This window comes from Sporocytophaga myxococcoides, assembly GCF_000775915.1.
In the GTDB taxonomy this organism is placed as follows: Bacteria; Bacteroidota; Bacteroidia; order Cytophagales; family Cytophagaceae; genus Sporocytophaga; species Sporocytophaga myxococcoides_A.
Genome location: NZ_BBLT01000004.1, coordinates 337,901 through 356,510 on the forward strand (window position 1 = coordinate 337,901; position 18,610 = coordinate 356,510).

Consider the following 18,610-nt stretch of genomic DNA (forward strand, 5'->3'; position numbering starts at 1 on the left):
AAAGATCTGCTCAATCAGGCGCTCTTAATATTTGAAGATTTGTTCTCAGCCTGAGATCTGTAGAACTCAACCATCTTTTTCAAATCATCATTTGTACTTGCAGCCATATCAAGAGATCGTTTATAAGCATTAAGCGTCATTTCCTGATAACTGATGAGCACTTTCAGATTTTCAAGTTCCTTTATCAGTAATTCTGATTCACCTGAAGTTACATTATTATATTTTAAAACGGTATCTTTTAACATTTGACCGTCTCCAAACAACAACCAGTAGATATTTAAGTCAGGAAGGGCATTTACTACGCTAATAAATTTATCTACACCGTATTTTTTTCCTTTTACTATATTATAAATCTGAGTTCCTGAAGTATCGCTCATTCTGCCTAACTCATTAACCTTCATCTTTTTATAATCAAGAAACTCTTTAAGTCTTTTGCCTATTTCAACCAGATTATTCATGTTAGCCCAAATTTGATACAAGATAAATTTAAACAATTATAAAATAATTAATTCTATATCAAAATATTCTATTTTTTTTTTCAAATATTAATTCTGAATTGAAGTCACATATAATGGTAAAAAACATGTTTAAAAAATTCCATTGTACAAAAGCTATAATATAATTTAATAGTCTTTTCCTATATATAAATGACAATACTTTATCAGGATTTTTCTTCCTATTATTCGGAATATCATCCGTTGTCTACAAATCCGGGATAAAGAGCCATACCCCCATCAACAAATATTGTAGTACCATGAACATAATCACTGTCATCAGAGGCCAGCCAGACAGCCACTTTAGCAACATCTTTTGTATTTCCCAGCCTATTGTATGGGATGAGTTCCAAAACCTTTTGTTCTGCTTCCTTTGTCTCCCAAGTCGCCTTATTAATTCTTGTTTTAATTGCTCCCGGAGCTATTGCATTAACCCTTATTTTATCCCTACCTACCTCTTGAGCCATGGACTTCATAAACATACTCACTCCTCCTTTTGAGCTTGAATAGTTGACATGACCACTCCATGGTATGATTTCATGAACAGAACTCATACAGATTATTTTACCAAGTGCACAGGAATTTTGTGTAAATCCCCGCTTTCTATACTCTTTAATGGCTTCACGAGAACAAAGAAATTGGCCAGTCAGGTTTATATCCAGCACCAACTTCCACTCTTCCAAAGTCATTTCAGTTATACTGGCATCTTTCTGAATCCCTGCATTATTCACGAGTATATCTACTGTTCCAAAGGTAGCAATAGTCTTTTTAAACATATCCTTCACATCACCTTCCCTGCTTACGTCTGCTTTAATTGCAATTGCCTCTCCGCCATCCTTTTCAATGGTTTTAACAACTTCATAAGCATCTTTTTCGCTAGAAGAATAATTAATTGCGACCTTTGCTCCCTCACTGGCGAGTTCTATTGCAACAGCCATACCTATGCCTGAACTGGAACCTGTTACTATAGCAGATTGCCCTTTAAGTCTTTGACTTTTCATGTAACATCAAACAGCCAAAATGTGTATTAGTTTATCCTGCTAACCGTTTTATATATTCTATTAACCCCAATCCTTAATAAATTACATAATTGAAAAAAGTAAAATGAACAAAAAGCATTTTCATTTTGATCATCACACCATCTTAATAAATCTCATGATATTTTTTTAGCATTTTGGGACTTGCACGGACAGCACCTTTAATTTGTTTATCTCTCCTCCTCAAGTCATCTGCTTACCATTGGTGGCAGCATTGCCTCTTCATCTATTCGAAAAACATTTTTTTTACATTTAGGAGAAAGAACAGAGAAAATAAAAGCTTGGGCATACTTTAAGGAATAGCTCCCGATCATAGAAACTTCATTATAAACCTGATTAAGAACTTTACCTTCTTATTATATGGAGGATAAATCAACTTTGCTGCAGTAAATCCTACTCTCTGTTTCAACATAGATCGTTCGTTAGAGAAAGCCTTAAAGCCGCTATATCCGTGAGCTTTTCCTATACCACTATAATTTACTCCTCCGAAAGGAAGATATGGATGTATAAAATGTAATGTTGTATCATTAACACAAACAGTGCCTGAAGACAGGCTTTGTGTTATATAATCTACTGAATCCTGCTCTTTTGAAAAAATATAAAGTGCCAATGGTTTGTGGTTAGCCCTGATAAAATTTATTACTTCAGAAACTCTTCTATACTCTACTATTGGAAGAACCGGGCCGAATATTTCAGTTTTAAGAATCGTAGCATTCAATGACACATTCGTAAGGATTGCCGGAGGTACAAAATTTTCATTTGGGGCAATCTTATCAAGAAGATTTAATGCTCCTGAGGCTATTGCGGTATCTATAATCTTGCATACTCTCTCAACATGCTTTTGATTGATGATAGAGGCCAGATCTTTCATTTTTCCGCTTTTAAAATCGGGATAATACTTGTAAAAATGTTCTAATAGTATTTTCTCAAACCTTTCTTTAACTTTATGATCTATAAAAACTGTATTTACTGAAAGACATGATTGTCCTGCATTCACAAACTTCCCGAATAAAATCTTCTTCGCAGCATCTTTAAGATCAGCGCTTTCATCGATTATAACAGGATTGCATCCACCCAGTTCCAAGGTTACAGAGCTCAGATTTTCTGCTGCTGCCTTCATTACCTTTTTTCCTACATCTGTACTTCCAGTAAAAAAGATATGGTTGAAAGGTAGCTTTAGTAATGCTTCCGCTACATCCGCTTCACCCGAAACTACTTTTATTTCTTTTTCAGAAAATAAACTTTCGATCATTTTTATAATGATCTTTGTGGTTGCCTCTGAATACTCTGAAGGTTTAATAACCGCACAATTTCCTGCAGCTATAGCAGAAACTAACGGTCCTATTGATAAGTTAAATGGAAAATTCCAGGGGGATATAATAAGCACAACACCCAGAGGCTCGAAGATCACTGAAGGTTTTACTCCATACATGGCAGCAATGTTTTCAACCCTTCTTTCTTTTCCCCACTCATCAATCTTTTCCAATGTGTGATCTATTTCCCAAAGCACTGGTTTAATATCTCCAAAATCAGCCTCAGGTTCAGGCTTTCGCAGGTCTGCATATAAGGCTTTCCTGATCTCCTTTTGATTATTTAAAATCCACTTTCGAATGCTTTTTAATTTTTGCTTTCTAAATCTGATTTCCTGATATCTAAGATGTTCATTAAAAAAAATTTGTTGCTGATCAAAAATATGCTTTATTGAAGAATCCATATAAACTCTGTTTTATTAATCTACCCGCCATTTAAAAATAAAAAAAGGAACTTAATGTTTGTTCCTTTTTCAAAAATCATTTTTACAAAATTCTTCAATCTTTTCAGCACAGTTAATATACCAATACTTTGAGCAAGATCAAGTCCTTCAGTGATATTGTTGTTTTTATTTGTTGTTGTTGTTGGTGGTGGTATTGTTGGTGTTGCTCTTGCTCCATTACTCACCCTCCCCTTGCTTCATTTTGGCATAAAGGTAATAAGCTCCTTTTTTTACAATCAATTTATTATCTAATGATTGAACAGGAACCACTTCTGTATATCCCAATTCACTTATACCCGTTTTAACTTCTTCCATATCAAAAATATAGACCTTACCTTTTTCATTCCTCTTCTCTTCAACCAATATAAAGATATAGTCACTATCCCCCAATTTTAGAATAGCATCATCGGGCAATGCATTCACCTGACTTTCGCCAACATCAATAAGACCATGAACATAAATTCCTGGAACCAAATCGGTGTTACCAACTATTTCAGCATGCACAGGCAGTGCTCTGGATTGTGGATTAATCGTCTTGCCTACTGAAAACACATGTCCCTCAATTTTCCTTTCACTACCTGAAGGAAGAGTGAATAATACTTTTTGTTCAGGTCTTACTTTATACCAGTCCTTTTCAAAAACATTTAGTTGAACATGAAGATGACTATTGTCTACAATTTCAAAGAGTTGAAAAGCAGGTTGAGCAAAACTTCCTATGTTGACATTAATCTCCGTGATAAATCCATCAATGGGAGATTTTACAGAAACGGATGAAGCTATAATTCCATTATTTAAATTTGTAATGGATATATTTAATTTATTTAACTGATCTTTTAAAGAAGCTAGTCTGCTTTTCTCTGCCTTATAGTTTGCTTCCGCCTGCTGAAACACCTTTCCTGCCGAAACATTTTCTTTATAGAGCTCTTTCTGTCGTTCATATTCATTTTCAAGAAAAGCCATATTATCTTTAGTTTTTAGAAACTCCTCCTGTATTCTTGTAAAATCAGGGTGTTCAAGTTCCGCAAGTGTTTGTCCTTTTTTTACAAACTTACCTTGGATAACATTTAAAGACTTCACCACACCTCCAATAAAAGTAGAAACAAATGCCCTTTTTTGAGGCGGTACCTCCAGATATCCATTGGATTTTATTACACTTTTGAGTTTTTTTCTTTCAAAGCTTCCAAGTTCAATACCAGCTGTAATAAATTGATCTTCGGACAACTCTATCCTTTTCAATTCTTCACCGTTCTTTATTGTATCAGTAACAGTTGTCTCTTTAGAATACTCTGCTAAGACTTCTTTCTTTTTGGAATTACATAGTGTAAAAAGAAAAAGAGAAGCTAATAGCACTATTATATTATAAACTTTCATAATTAATTTCCTCCTGCGATATAGTCTATGGCAATGACAGTTTGATTGTAATTATTGATTGTGTCCAGATAACCGGATTTTATGGATAAAGCTCGGTTTAATCCCTGGAGATATTCTACATATCCAATCTGACCAGCTTTGAAAGCCTTTTGTGAATTAATAATAATAAGATCGGACTGTTTAAGACCAATTGATTCGTAATAGGCAAGACTGTTAAGATTCTTCTTATACTGTTGCATCAGCATAGAATATTCTCCCTCAAGGTTTTTAGAATTATACTCTAGTAAACTTTCTGTTATTTTCTGATTCAACTTTGCATTCAAGATTCTAGCTTGATAAGGTCTAAAAATAATTGGAACGGAAACTCCGGCAGTTACCCCCTTAAACCTGTGTCCAGCTCCAAAATACCGATCTGTTCCATTTATATTTTGCGTTCCCTGCAAAGTCTGATTAAAATATCCAAAATTGAAATCAGGCAGAAACTTTGCCCTTTCAACTCCTAAAATAGCTTTACTCACCTTTAATTGCTGGCGCATATAACGGAGCAATGGGTTGGTATAAACAGAGACTAAATCTGCAGAAACAGAAAGCTGTAGCTTTTCAAATTTTTCAGCTATTATGATACTATCCGAAACATTCAAATAAACCTTCAACTGCTTTTGATAAATCTGCATATCAGCATGATTCTTTAAAATAAGATTCCTGAAATCTGCCAGTTGCGCCTCTGCTGTAATCTTTTCCAGATAAGTAGACTCACCGGTTTTAAATCGAAGATCTGCAGCTTTCATAAAATCATTATAGATACTATCTTCATAATTCAGAAGCTTATGCCTTGATTCAAAATATAGCAGGTTATAATAAGCGCTTCTGACATTTTTCCTCAATTCATTACCTGTGATATCAGCCTTAGCTTCTGAAGCCTTTATCTGCTCTCTGTAATAATGATTCTGACTTGTATAAAATGTAGGGAAAGCTATAGATTGACTAATGGTAATGTTATTGTCATTATTAAGACTGTTAAACTGACCATACATAAGACTGACATTGGTCTTAGGAATATCCAGGTAAGTTTTTCTCAAGGCTTCCTGAGCCTGAATTTCATATCTTGCTGCTGACATAGAAGGGTTGTTCTGAAAAGCAATATTAAATGCTTCGTCAGATGTTAATGCTTTTCCCTGAATCTGTCCGTAGCCTATAGACATAAAACCCAGAAGAAACAATGGAATCAACACCAATGCTTTGTTAATTCCTGACTCATTATTTTTATTTTCACTCTTATAAAAGAGAGTATAAAGCACAGGTAATACCACTAAAGTGAGTAAAGTTGCCGATATTAGCCCACCTATTACTACCGTAGCTAAAGGCTTTTGTACCTCAGCTCCGGAAGTATTTGACAATGCCATTGGTAAAAATCCCATTGAGGCAACAGACGCTGTCATAATCACTGGCCTTAGCCTCATTTCTGTACCTTTTAAAACTCGTTCTTGAACATCAACAACACCTTCCGCTTTCAGCTGATTAAAATAACTGATCAGTACCATACCATTTAACACTGCCACACCAAATAAAGCTATGAATCCGACGCCTGCAGAAATACTAAAAGGCATATCCCTTAATAACAATGCCAAAATACCTCCGATAGCAGAGAACGGTATTGCTGTAAAAATCAGCATAGTTTCTTTTAGTGATTTGAAAGTAAAAAAGAGAATAATTAAAATAAGTCCTAGCGCAACAGGAACAGCCAGTGAAAGTCTTTGCTTTGCTTCAACAAGATTCTCAAACTGCCCGCCATAAGTGATAAAATATCCTGCAGGAAGTGTAAGTTTTGAATTCAGCTTACTGCTTATTTCCTGGACCATAGATTCCACATCTCGATCACGAACGTTGACACCAATCACTATTCTTCTTTTCGTATCTTCTCTTGATATCTGAATAGGTCCTTCTGAATATTCTATATCTGCAACCTCCGTAATAGGAATTTGCATGCCTGAAGGTATAACCACATACATTCCTTTAACATCCTTTATATCCTTTCTGAAAGGTTCCTGCAAACGTACTACAAGATCAAATCTCCGTTCACCTTCAAAAATCTGCCCCGCAACAGAACCGGCAAAAGATGTTCTGATCACGTCATTTACATCAGAAATGGCAAGACCATACTGAGCAATCTTACCACGTTTGTATTTCACGGTAATCTGAGGAAGTCCCGTTACAGGTTCAACATAAATATCCGAAACACCTTTGATATCTTTTATGAGGTTTGCAACTTGATTCGCCTGAGATGCAAGCACCTCCATATCTTCCCCGAAAATCTTTATAGCCAGATCCTGCTTAGCCCCTGTCATGAGCTCATTAAATCTCATTTGAATAGGTTGCTGAAATCCAAAGTTAACCCCGGGAAGGCGCTCCAATTCCTTTGACATCTTTTCTGCAAGCTCTTCCCGTGTTTCGGCGGAAGTCCATTCATCCTTGTTTTTCAAAATAATCATAAGGTCACATGCCTCCATAGGCATTGGGTCTGTTGGTATTTCAGCAGTGCCGATTTTACCAACAGTCATTTTTACTTCAGGAAATTTCTTCAAAAGAATATCTGAAGCTTTTAATGAAGTTTCAATGGTCTGAGAAATCGAGCTTCCAGGCAAAAGCCTTGTCTCTACTGCAAAATCACCTTCTTCTAAAGTTGGCAGAAATTCACCACCCATATTTATAAAGATCAGGATACTCACTCCGAGTAATACCACAGCAATACTTACAACAAGGGCTTTTGCTTTTAGTGCAGTTTTAATGACAGGTAAATAAGCCTTATGCAGCGCTTCCATTATCTTGTCAGAGAAGTTTTTGTGCTGGGAAACCTTTTTGCTCAGAAACAAGGAACTCATCATCGGGACATAAGTAACACAAAGAATAAGCGCTCCAAGAATAGCAAATGAAACGGACTGTGCCATTGGCCTGAACATTTTCCCTTCTATACCTACAAGTGCCAGTATCGGCAAATAAACAATAAGGATAATAATCTGGCCAAATGCTGCTGAATTCATCATTTTGGTAGCAGAGCCATAAATTTCTTCATTCATCTCATTCTGAGTAAGTCTTCTGTTCAGGGATGGATGTTTTAAAACAAGGTTGTGAATTACACTTTCTACAATGATTACTGCACCATCTACAACAAGACCAAAGTCAATAGCACCAAGGCTCATAAGATTACCAGACACACCAAAGAGGTACATAAGGCTTATCGCAAAAAGCATTGAGAGAGGGATTACAGAAGCGACAATCAATCCTGCTCTTAAATTTCCGAGAAAAATAACCAGGACAAAAATGACTATTAAGGCGCCTTCGATAAGATTCTTTGAAACTGTTTTTATAGCACGATCCACAAGATCGGACCTATCAAGAAAGGGCACTATCTCAACACCTTCAGGAAGTGTTTGGGATATCTTCGCTATACGTTCTTTAACATTTCCCACTACTTCAGCAGAATTCCCTCCTTTCAGCATAAGTACAATTGCGCCTACAACTTCTCCTTCACCATTATAGGTCATAGCGCCATACCTATTTGCATAACCCAACCTCACTTCTGCTACATCCCTCATCATCACAGGAATTCCATTAACGTTTTTAACAACGATTTCATCAATATCAGCAGCATTTTCAATAAGACCAACCCCTCTGATAAAATATGCAGTAGGCTTCTTATCAATGTACGCTCCACCTGTATTCTGATTGTTTGACTGAAGTGCCTTGAAAATCTCCGAAATGGTTACATTCATTCCTCGTAGTTTTTCCGGGTTTATCGCTACTTCATATTGTTTTACGAACCCGCCAAAAGAGCTGACTTCAGCTACGCCTTTGGTACCCAGCAATTGTCTTTTGACGATCCAATCCTGTATGGTTCTGAGATCCATAGCAGAATATTTATTCTCATATCCTGGTTTGGTCCGCACTATATATTGATATATTTCACCTAACCCAGTTGTGACAGGTGCCATTTCAGGATTACCCAGTCCCTGAGGAATTTCTTGCTGAGCCATAGCAATCCTTTCACCCACCATCTGACGGGCTTCAAGCATTTCCACTTCATCTTTAAAAACTATGGTAATTACAGAAAGACCAAATCTTGATACAGAGCGGATTTCAATGACACCTGGTATTGTTGCCATTTGCAGTTCTACCGGATAAGTAATAAAACGCTCTACTTCTTCCGCAGCCAATGTTGGTGAAAATGTTATGACCTGTACCTGGTTATTGGTAATATCAGGTACAGCATCTATCGGAAGGTTTTTAAGAGAATATCCTCCAAAGACCAATAAAATGGCTATAAAAACTCCGACAATCAATTTATTCTGAATACTAAATCGAATGATCCTATTAATCATAATAATCTATTACTAAATGAAATAAAAGCATGCCATCACCGCCTGGTTCCGGGGTGACAGAAGCAACAAAATTTTATAAAGAAGAAAAGGGATTAAACCTTAGGTGGCTTAAAAGTAGAAAGTGCTACATCTAAAAAATAATTGCTTTTATAGAGAGAGTAATAGAATTTTTCCTTTTTGAAGATCCGGAAGTTCATTTCAAAAGGAATGGTAATTGTGAAAGTTAAAGGAGGATAATTGTGATGGTAAAAAGGCAAATCCGGATTGTTGGCATCATGCGCGTGACTGCTTGCATAATGCATTTTCAGAAAATCCAGAAAACTGAAATCACCAGAGGCAGCCTTCTTGTGTTCCAGATAATGATTTATCAGAGAGGGCACTTTAAAAACTTCCTCCATATCGTTGCAAAACAATCCACCCAGAAAAAGGAGCATTGCCATCGTTATGGATATAAATGATTTCATTACCGTAAAATTAAGATATTTTTTTAAATACGCAGGAAATCATTTTTCAAACTATTCTAGCACATCCATATTCCCAGATACGCAATTAATATATAACCAAATACTGAGAAAAATATTATATAAATGGCCCATCGCAAAACAATGAGCCATTTGTATTCAAAATCTCAAATACGGGATATTATTCAATTTCAACAATAAAGCTTACATCAACATCAGTTGAACCAAGCAGTTCGTTTCCCTTTCCTGATTTAGGCTTTTCTTCTCCCTGGTGCTTTAATTTAATATTAAGACTGCCTGTACTTGCCTCTCCTGTTTTGAAAATGTTATTCAGACCTATCGGAACTCCATTATCATCCGCATCGTCATATAAAACAGTTAGGTTTGCATCCTGAACTTTAAAGAAGAATTGATGTTCATCGCCTTCTTCTCTCACCTCTTCGGAAAGAGTATCTGCAGGAGTTTTAGTCTCATCCAGCAAAAATATTTCTGCTGAATAAGTTGTATTTGCTTTCAACTTCATTGACTCTACAAATGGCGAAAGTGAAGTTCTATGTCCAGGCATTTGTCTGTAAGTAACCTTGATCTCGTCTGCAGGGTTTGCTGTATCTGTAAGAAGCACCTGTACCGTAGTAATTAGTTCATTTTCATTAGGATTTTCAGGATTGGCCACATTAGCATCATCTTTTTTACAAGCTGAAAAAGATAATAAAACTCCAAGAAACAGTAGAATTGTAAGATTATTAAAGTTCATAAATTTTAAAGATTTGGAAATTATTTTTTTGATAAATCAAAAGGAATTTTTAACCTGACCACAAAATTTCTTCCGGGTTCGTTAGTAAAGTATCTGAAGGCATCCAGATAATCCCTGTACTTTTTGTTGAGAAGATTATAAACAGTAAATGTAAAATTAAGCTCTTGCTTACCTGCCATTACTCCAAAGCCAGTCTCTAAAGACCATAAAACATATCCTTTAGGTGCTGCCTTTAAGTCCTGACCGGAAGGGATATTTCTTTTCTGAAGAACTATAGTATTCCCTACTTTGAAATAAGCTTCTTTTAGGGTTGGAATAAAATTAAATGAATACTTCAAACCATTTTCCATATTAGCAGGAGGCGTCAGGATAATATGTTCCTTAGATTTAGTATTATAAGCTCGCAGTAAAGACAGTCTTGTGCTGAATATAAAATATTTGCTTAATGAATCATTAAAAGTTAAATCAATTCCTGTAAACATAGCGTCCGTCTGGACATAATTGAAGACAGGAAAAGTTCCGTTTATCAATGATTCATATTCAGGAACGTAATTGCCAGAACTGTCAAGCACAAGCCGCGGGACCAAGTATATGTAATCCTTTATAAAATTATTATAAAGACTAACTTCTCCATAAATTTCCTTAAACTTATAATCAAGAGTTAGAGAAGTATTATATGCATACTCTGAATTAAGCTTCCTGTCTCCCCTTTCAATTCTGGCAGTACCGTGATGCAGCCCATCACTGAATAATTCATTCACAGCTGCAGGCCTGAAACATGTACCTAAATTTAATTTTACTTTCAGATGTTCGTTAACTGTTTTAACTGCACCTATAGTGCCTGAGAGATTAGAAAATACAAATGAAGGAGAAATAATAACTCCACTTTCATATTTATAGATACGCATCCATTTATAATCATAGCGTAGACCTCCTTCTATCTCAAGACTTTCAATCTTTCTTCTTTCTGTAAGAAAAATACCTCCGGCGTAACTTCTGAAATTAGGAATAAAAGATCTGCTTACAGTATTGGACTGCTGTATAAAACTAAGCCCCCAGGTACCCGAATACTTTTTAAAATAGTTCTGATTCAGATAGAGTGTTCCAGTATACGTTGTTATTTTGAATCTTGAATCGGGGCCATTTTTAAACTGATCCTTAAACTGCTTATGCTTATCATATTCAGATCTGTCGTTAAATTGTCGGGCAAGGATCAACTCTAGACTACTTTTGTTATGGAATTTCCGAAAAGCATGCAATCGGCCAAGTTCATGATAAATCTTTTGATATGGTCTGTCTATTGCATAGCTAAACCCTGAAGTTTCCAAAGGTACGGGGCTTTCAATTGCTCTAATCAGATCATCGCGATTTCCGATATGAGAAGCTGAAAGTATTCCTATCTTAGAATTAAACTGACTATAGAATACGTCAACACCCCATTCTTCCCTTTTGTACCCTGCAGCCCAGGAAAAATTCTGTTCTCTGAAGGCCGTGTTTTTCATGTAGTAATCAGGAGTTTTTGAATTACCTGCCTGTTTCAACGTTCCTTGAAGTCGGAAGCTTAAACCTTTGATTTGCTTAACGCTATAGTCAATAATTCCGGAAGCAACGCCTTCCCGATTATTCGAGAATCCTGCAAGATTTAATTCACCTCCTACTCCGCTTTTTGTTCGAAGAGGCCTGGGTTCAACTAGTATTACTCCGCCAATTGCATCAGAGCCATATAAGACACCAGAAGCTCCTTTAACAACCTTAATCTTATCAGCTATGAAGGGATCTATTTCAGGAGCATGTTCGGAACCCCATTGTTGCCCCTCCTGTCTTACTCCGTTGTTAAGTATCAGAACTCTGTTTCCATACATACCCTGAATAACAGGTTTGAAAATAGAAGGACCGGTCTGCAATGTATTAACACCTGCTATACCTTTAAGAGATTCACCCAGAGAAAAACCTCTGGTTCTGTCAAGGTCTCTTCCCGAAATTTCCTGAACGCTCTGACTGCTTTCATGAACTGGCCTGGTGGACGTTACTATTATAGATTCAAGCAAACATGAGTCTGAATGAAGAATAAAAGTTTTATATAGATTTTCATTCAAGTCCAGAGTTTGAACAATAGTTTTATAGCCAAGAAAAGTAACAGTAATCATATACTTTCCTTTACAAAGGTTAATGAAATGGAAATGACCTGCCTCATCAGAAACAGTTCCCTCAACACTATCAATAACTACAGTAGCACCAGGCAAAATGGTATTGGTTTCTCCGTCTTTAATATCCCCCTCGAGCCTATACCTGCAGGTATTCGAAATAGCTGAATCTCTCTGGGCATAGACAATTGAGGAAAACAATAAAAGACCAAATACCAAAAGTATCCGAACTTTCATTTTCCTTAATGAATAATAAAATAGTATAAAATTAAAGGAAATAAATACCCATAATCCAGGTATTCAAATAAAGAAATGACTTTCAGCAGGAAGGGGGAGCTCGGCCGGACTTGAAAAAAGTAATCTTGTCAAAGTAAATGATAATAAAGTTACCCTTTATATCAAAATACTTGTGCTGGAATGATAAAGTATGAATATCCTGATAAAAGACATCATGATAAAGGTCAATTGAACAGACTTTACATTTTTCCTTTGCAACTTCTATGCTTAGTTCCTTTGAGGAGTCTTCATTATGATGATGGAAATAATTGACCGCTACCTGAGTAAACAATATGCTTATCAGGATTAATAAAGGAAGAACCTTATGTTTAAGAATTTTTTCCAAGCAGTCAGGAGGAATATTGACTATACAAAGATATACAATAAACTTCACCATCCAATTTCTTTATACACATTAAAAATTTACAAAAATTCTCATTCAAAGACATTGATAATAAGGATGCTCCGATTTTTTTTATTTATTCTATGGCCATTTTTTGTTCTAACATGTTATTAAAATATACTCCCGGAAGAACAGAGGGATCCTTTTTAAGTCATGAAAAAAGATAACGAACAACTTGAGGAAAACACACCCGAAAAGAGCGAAAAAAAGAATGGAAATTTTTTTCGTACACTCGGAGAACTGACTGTATTCACCTCTCGTTTCTTTGCATTGGTATGGACTCCGCCTTATGAGCTTGATGAATTATTTACTCAAATTTTCAGACTTGGTTATAAATCCCTTTTTCTTGTGACTACTACAGCCTTTATTATAGGCTTTGTGATGTCATTACAACTATATCCTTCCATGAAGACTTTTGGAGCAGAAGATCTGATTCCTAACATGGTGGCTATCGCTGTAATAAGGGAAATCGGGCCTGTGCTTACAGGTCTTATCTGCGCAGGAAAAACGGGCTCCGGAATTGGTGCAGAGATCGGATCTATGAAAGTTACAGATCAGATAGATGCGATGTCAATATCAGGTGTAGACCCATACAAATATCTGGTAGTAACAAGGGTATTAGCAATGACTATAACGATGCCATTTCTTGTAATCTATTCCGCTGCATTGTCTCTGGTAGGATCATATATCGCAGTAAACATCACAGATGACATGAGTGTCACAATGTATATTAACTCTGCATTTGACTACATGTATTTCTACGACTTTTTTCCATCAATCATTAAGGCCTTTTTCTTTGGATTTACAATAGCTATGGTCTCTTGTTTCTATGGATACAGAGCCGATTATGGAACAGTAGGTGTAGGAAAAGCCGCAAATGCATCAGTTGTAATTTCATCCTTGATAATCTTTTTTCTTGATATGTTGGCAGCACAATTGTCACATTATTATCAAAGTAATTTTGTATGAAAGAAGATGTTATTGTAGTAAAAGATCTTTTCAAATCCTTTAATGGAAAGAAGGTGCTTGAAGGGATTAATATCAACTTAAAGAAAGAAGAAAACTTATGCATCATTGGAAAGTCAGGATCCGGAAAATCGGTTCTGCTGCGCTCTATAATAGGCTTGATTGAACCGGACTCAGGATCAATAAGTGTTTTTGGAAAAAACCTTGATGACCTCAATGAAGATGAAATCATTTCATTGCGTAAAAAAGTGGGCTATTTATTTCAGGAAGGGGCGCTGTATGACTCCATGAATGTTGAAGAAAACCTTGCTTTCCCTCTGAAAAGACAGCCTCATCCTAAGTCACACAAAGAAATCAAAGCTACAGTGCAACTTGCACTTAAGAGAGTTGGATTATTAAGTTCCATAAATAAAATGCCACAAGAGCTTTCCGGAGGCATGAAGAAAAGAATTGCACTGGCACGAACATTAATTCTTGAACCTGAGGTGATTTTATACGATGAACCCACTACAGGACTTGATCCTGTAACATCTAAAGAAATAATAGAGTTAATATTAGAGATGAGAGCTACTTATGGAATTTCAGCTATCATTGTAACGCACGATATGTATTGTGCAAGACTAACCGCTGACAGGATATTACTCCTGAACAATGGTAAGATGGATATTGAAGGATCCTTTGATGAATTGAAGAGATCGGATAAAGGGTGGGTAAGAGCATTCTTTGAATAAAAAAGATGAAGAAGAAAAGGATATTAGACAGAATAAAGTTAGGAGTTTTTATGCTGCTGGGGATTGTGCTGCTTACTGTACTAATCTTTTATATAGGCTCTAATCAGCAAATGTTCGGGACAAAAAGAAAACTTATTGCAAACTTTAAGAACGTAGGTGGTCTGAAGGAAGGTAACGCTGTAAGATATTCTGGAGTGGAAATAGGTTCAGTTGAATCAATCCAGATCATATCAGATTCAAATATACGGGTAACTATGGCGGTCGATAAGAACTCTTCTGAATTTATTAAAAAAGACTCAAAGGCCAGCATAAGTAATGAAGGGTTACTAGGAACCAAATACGTAAATATTTCCCCAGGAACGCCTGAAGAATTAAGTCTTGGCACTGGTGAAGAAATTTCTACCACAGAACCTTTGGATCTTGACAGGTTATTGGCTGAATTAAATGAAACAGGGACCAATGCAAAACATATTACCGATAACATCAACACCATGACCGAAAGGATAAACAATGGTGAGGGAACACTTGGTACATTGCTTACTAATAAGCAACTACTGAATCAGGTTCAGGAGATGGTGCTCGCTTTTGAGCAAACCGGTAAAAAAACAAAGCGTGCCTCTGAAAATATGATTCAATTAACAGATAGTCTTAAAATCGCCAGTGGCAATGCAATAACTGCATCATCAAATATTGTTTCATTTTCCGAAAAGCTGGATAATGACAGCAGCACTCTTGGAAAATTCATTGCTGATACCGTTATGGCTCAAAACGTTGACAAAACCATGAATAAGATAAACACTGTTGCTGATGATGTAGGTCTTACAAGCTGCAGAGTAAGAAACAGTTGGATTATCCGCTTATTTGGAAAAAACTAAATCACTGTAAATCTTAAGGTTGCTTTGACAAGAAACCTTCCTCTTCCTTATGGATGTTTAAATTAGTAAACGAGGGACAGATGAACAGACGAAAAAAACAAAAGATAAAAGAAACCTTGACGCTAAGCCTTGGGACAATTGCTGCAGCAGGGGTAACGGCTGGACTTGTATATTTATACAAGAAAAATACTGATCAATGGCCTCCCCTTGACGTAGCTTCCAATGTAGACCTTGAAAGATATTCAGGGGAATGGTATGAAATTGCTCGTCTCCCAAATTGGTATGAAAAGCATTGCTACGCTTCAAAAGCTCATTACTCACTAAATGAAGATGGGACCATCAAAGTAGTGAACACCTGTAAGACAGATACAGAAGGAGAAAGTAAATCTAAAGAAGCCGTTGCATGGGTTGTAGATCCATCAGATAAAGCACGGTTAAAAGTTCAGTTTTTCTGGCCATTTACTGGTGATTATAATATCATTGAGGTTGACCCTGATTATCAGTATGCCCTTGTTGGTACTGAATCAAGAAAATACTTATGGATATTGAGCAGAAAGCCCGAGCTTGACCTGGAAACAACCAAAAGTCTAGTGGAAAAAGCCTCACAGCAAGGCTTTAATACAATAGAACTGATTTTCGCTAAAAATACATTCAGTTAAATCCAAGGGCAGGTAATTTTATCCTGCCTTTTTTTAACACTTATTGTTGAATGGGGTTGTGATAGAGATAATAAACCATTGCATCATGATCAGCAAAATAGTTTGCCCAACTGATTATTCCGACAATTCATTCAATGCTATCAAGTACCTTAAAGATCTTGCCGCTTTAAGCAACGCAAATATTGAGCTGGTACATGTAGAAACACCTATTCCTCATTCTTTATCATCAGAAATGGAAGAATTACTTCAAGACATTAAACATGAAAAACTGGTGCTTTGGGGAAATGTAACGGATGAGATTGTCAATGAGATTACTAAAACTCATGCAGACATAGTAGGAATTAGTAGTTTAGGAAAAAACAAAGAAGAAAACTTCTTCATCAGTAAAGTAACTTTATCAATTGTAAACCAGTCCAGTTTTCCTATATTAATCATTCCCCCTGATGCTAATTTCCAAAGCTTTAACAGATTTCTATTTGTTAGTCATTTAAAAGACCAGAATTACCTTAGCTTCAGATGGATTGCTGAATTCATTCGTCCCTACTCCGGAAGGTTTGAAGTACTATACTTTGCTGAAGACCGACTTAAATGGTTTGAGAAAAAGGACATAGCATCAAACTTTGAAAGCCTCCATCATTCTCTTAAAACACCTCCTATTGATGTTCATATTCATGACTGTAAAAATGTATTAATACAATTAGAAACCTTTGCCAGAGAACAAAAAGCTGATGTGATCTGTATAGAAAAATCAAGCAGAATATTTCAGATGATCATTGAACAGGATAATATTGAAAGATTGCCATGCTGCACTGATATCCCTATCCTTATTGTACCAACAATATGAGATAGTAGTTAAAATTTATCAAACAAATGTAACCACTGCAGAATCTGTTTGAAAATCAAAAAGTGATCTATTACAGTCTTCTGCGCTCTGTGCCCCAGGACTTCTCTTTTTTTAGGTTCCTTAAGCAGCATATTCATAACATGTGCTACATCCTCAGGGTTTGCAGGGTTTTTAATAATCTTCCCCTGAATATCATCCATTATCTGCTCGTTTATTCCACAGGTATAGCCTCCTATCACAGGTTTCTTCTTCCACATGGCTTCTGTTACAGTTAAACCAAACCCTTCTCTGATAGAGTTCTGAACAACTACAGAAGCACAAAGTTGCAGAGCATTAACAATAAGATGGTTCTGTTTCCTCGACTCCATTGGTAAATTTAAAATTACAATATCTCTTTGAAGTGCAGTTGAAAGACTTTTATAGTAATCAAAAATTTCATTTAATACATCTTCTCCCTCAGGATCATCTGAAACATAACTCGGGTCAGGACCTGCCAATACTAGCTTAAGCATCTCCAGTCGTCTTCTATGTCTGTGATCATATTGATAAGAAGTCCTGGTCTTCATCAATTCAAACCCCTTTATCAATTCCAAAAAACCTTTTAGCCTATCCCACCGACCAACCTGTAAAGCGAATGGTTTAAATAACAAGCCAGGATCTGAGGGGAGAAATGATCTAGATAAATTGCCATTAGGCTGAAGTCTCTTAGCCATGTTGGAGAAGGGAGGTGTAAGAACTGCCTGATAAGGTCTTAATAAGCCAGAGTTACTTAGAATGCCAACTGTTTTGTGAATTGAAAGATATCTGTTTTTATGATCCAAAGGATCTATCGTAGGGTGCATTACTGTAGCCCTCCCAGCTAAATGACCGGGAATATATGCTGTAGCGGAAAATACATTAAAATTATAAAGTTCAGTATATGGCAGAAGGAAGTCCCAGGCGTTTTTAGTCTGCTCATTATGCTGATCTATTCCTATATGACACCTCCAGATAAACTTTAAGGGAAGTTTCCCTTTTAAAAATTTGATCATACCTGCAGGTTGCGGATCATGCACTACTACAATATCATGAGGTTTTAATAATTTGAGCAAGGCTTCTGCATTTTCTTTATTTACCTGCTCATACAATGCCCTTTCTTCTTCGTATACAAAGTCACAACAAACCCCATGAATAAGATTATGGATTTTTTTGGTAATATTAAAGAACTCTATTTTATCAGATCCTGCAACAACCCAATCAGTATCTATTCCAATCTGTCTGAACAGACTTATAAGACGAGGCATCATTTCTGCAACTCCCCCACCCTGAGCCGTAGAATTGACCATCCAGACTTTTGTACCTTTCAGCTTTGGCACTAATACACATGCTTCACTTTGCAGCGCCCGCAATCCAGGTGAAAGTGTTGCATACAAGTCATAATCATCCAACTTTACCCCTATATTAACTTCAATCGTTCTTATCATTCA

At 36.2% G+C, this 18,610-nt stretch carries 15 protein-coding genes; 5 read left to right on the forward strand and 10 right to left on the reverse strand.

Annotated features, from left to right (window positions below; translation table 11 throughout):
• Positions 1 to 14: 14 nt before the first annotated feature.
• The 9 genes from MYP_RS11635 to MYP_RS11675 form a co-directional block, all read right to left on the reverse strand.
• Positions 15 to 458 (reverse strand): helix-turn-helix transcriptional regulator, encoded by a 444-nt coding sequence (locus MYP_RS11635; protein WP_045463329.1) that lies wholly within the window; start codon positions 456 to 458, stop codon positions 15 to 17.
• A 233-nt stretch (positions 459 to 691) separates the two neighbouring features.
• The gene (locus MYP_RS11640; protein ID WP_045463332.1) at positions 692 to 1,495 is read right to left on the reverse strand and encodes an SDR family oxidoreductase; all 804 of its coding nucleotides are present in this window, start codon (positions 1,493 to 1,495) and stop codon (positions 692 to 694) included.
• A gap of 346 nt (positions 1,496 to 1,841) precedes the next feature.
• On the reverse strand, positions 1,842 to 3,245 hold the full coding sequence (locus MYP_RS11645) for an aldehyde dehydrogenase family protein (RefSeq protein ID WP_052430120.1): 1,404 nt from the start codon (positions 3,243 to 3,245) through the stop codon (positions 1,842 to 1,844).
• Between the two features lie 20 nt (positions 3,246 to 3,265).
• A complete protein-coding gene (locus tag MYP_RS11650; RefSeq protein WP_045463335.1) occupies positions 3,266 to 3,469 on the reverse strand; it encodes a hypothetical protein in 204 nt (67 codons plus the stop codon).
• On the reverse strand, positions 3,462 to 4,655 hold the full coding sequence (locus MYP_RS11655) for an efflux RND transporter periplasmic adaptor subunit (RefSeq protein ID WP_045463338.1): 1,194 nt from the start codon (positions 4,653 to 4,655) through the stop codon (positions 3,462 to 3,464). Before MYP_RS11655 ends, MYP_RS11650 begins: the two co-directional genes overlap by 8 nt.
• A 2-nt stretch (positions 4,656 to 4,657) precedes the next feature.
• Complete coding sequence (locus MYP_RS11660; protein ID WP_045463341.1) at positions 4,658 to 9,031, reverse strand: CusA/CzcA family heavy metal efflux RND transporter; 4,374 nt, start codon at positions 9,029 to 9,031, stop codon at positions 4,658 to 4,660.
• Positions 9,032 to 9,123: 92 nt separating this feature from the next.
• Positions 9,124 to 9,495, reverse strand: a complete 372-nt coding sequence (locus MYP_RS11665; RefSeq protein WP_156140516.1) for a hypothetical protein — start codon at positions 9,493 to 9,495, stop codon at positions 9,124 to 9,126.
• A gap of 178 nt (positions 9,496 to 9,673) precedes the next feature.
• Entirely contained in the window at positions 9,674 to 10,246 is a 573-nt protein-coding gene (locus MYP_RS11670) for a hypothetical protein (RefSeq protein ID WP_045463344.1), read from the reverse strand.
• A gap of 20 nt (positions 10,247 to 10,266) precedes the next feature.
• Entirely contained in the window at positions 10,267 to 12,627 is a 2,361-nt protein-coding gene (locus MYP_RS11675; protein WP_045463346.1) for a TonB-dependent receptor, read from the reverse strand.
• A gap of 595 nt (positions 12,628 to 13,222) precedes the next feature.
• Between MYP_RS11675 and MYP_RS11685 the strand changes: the two genes are divergently transcribed.
• The 5 genes from MYP_RS11685 to MYP_RS11705 all read left to right on the forward strand — a co-directional run bounded on the left by MYP_RS11685 (position 13,223) and on the right by MYP_RS11705 (position 17,144).
• Positions 13,223 to 14,038 (forward strand): MlaE family ABC transporter permease, encoded by an 816-nt coding sequence (locus MYP_RS11685; protein WP_081990488.1) that lies wholly within the window; start codon positions 13,223 to 13,225, stop codon positions 14,036 to 14,038.
• A complete protein-coding gene (locus MYP_RS11690; RefSeq protein ID WP_045463352.1) occupies positions 14,035 to 14,766 on the forward strand; it encodes an ABC transporter ATP-binding protein in 732 nt (243 codons plus the stop codon). Before MYP_RS11685 ends, MYP_RS11690 begins: the two co-directional genes overlap by 4 nt.
• Before the next feature lie 5 nt (positions 14,767 to 14,771).
• Complete coding sequence (locus MYP_RS11695) at positions 14,772 to 15,641, forward strand: MlaD family protein (RefSeq protein ID WP_045463355.1); 870 nt, start codon at positions 14,772 to 14,774, stop codon at positions 15,639 to 15,641.
• An 80-nt stretch (positions 15,642 to 15,721) separates the two neighbouring features.
• Entirely contained in the window at positions 15,722 to 16,300 is a 579-nt protein-coding gene (locus MYP_RS11700) for a lipocalin family protein (protein WP_045463914.1), read from the forward strand.
• Between the two features lie 85 nt (positions 16,301 to 16,385).
• A complete protein-coding gene (locus MYP_RS11705) occupies positions 16,386 to 17,144 on the forward strand; it encodes a universal stress protein (RefSeq protein WP_045463358.1) in 759 nt (252 codons plus the stop codon).
• An 8-nt stretch (positions 17,145 to 17,152) separates the two neighbouring features.
• Here MYP_RS11705 and MYP_RS11710 read toward each other — a convergent pair whose 3' ends face one another.
• On the reverse strand, positions 17,153 to 18,607 hold the full coding sequence (locus MYP_RS11710; RefSeq protein WP_052430123.1) for a glycosyltransferase: 1,455 nt from the start codon (positions 18,605 to 18,607) through the stop codon (positions 17,153 to 17,155).
• Between the last annotated feature and the right edge of the window lie 3 nt (positions 18,608 to 18,610).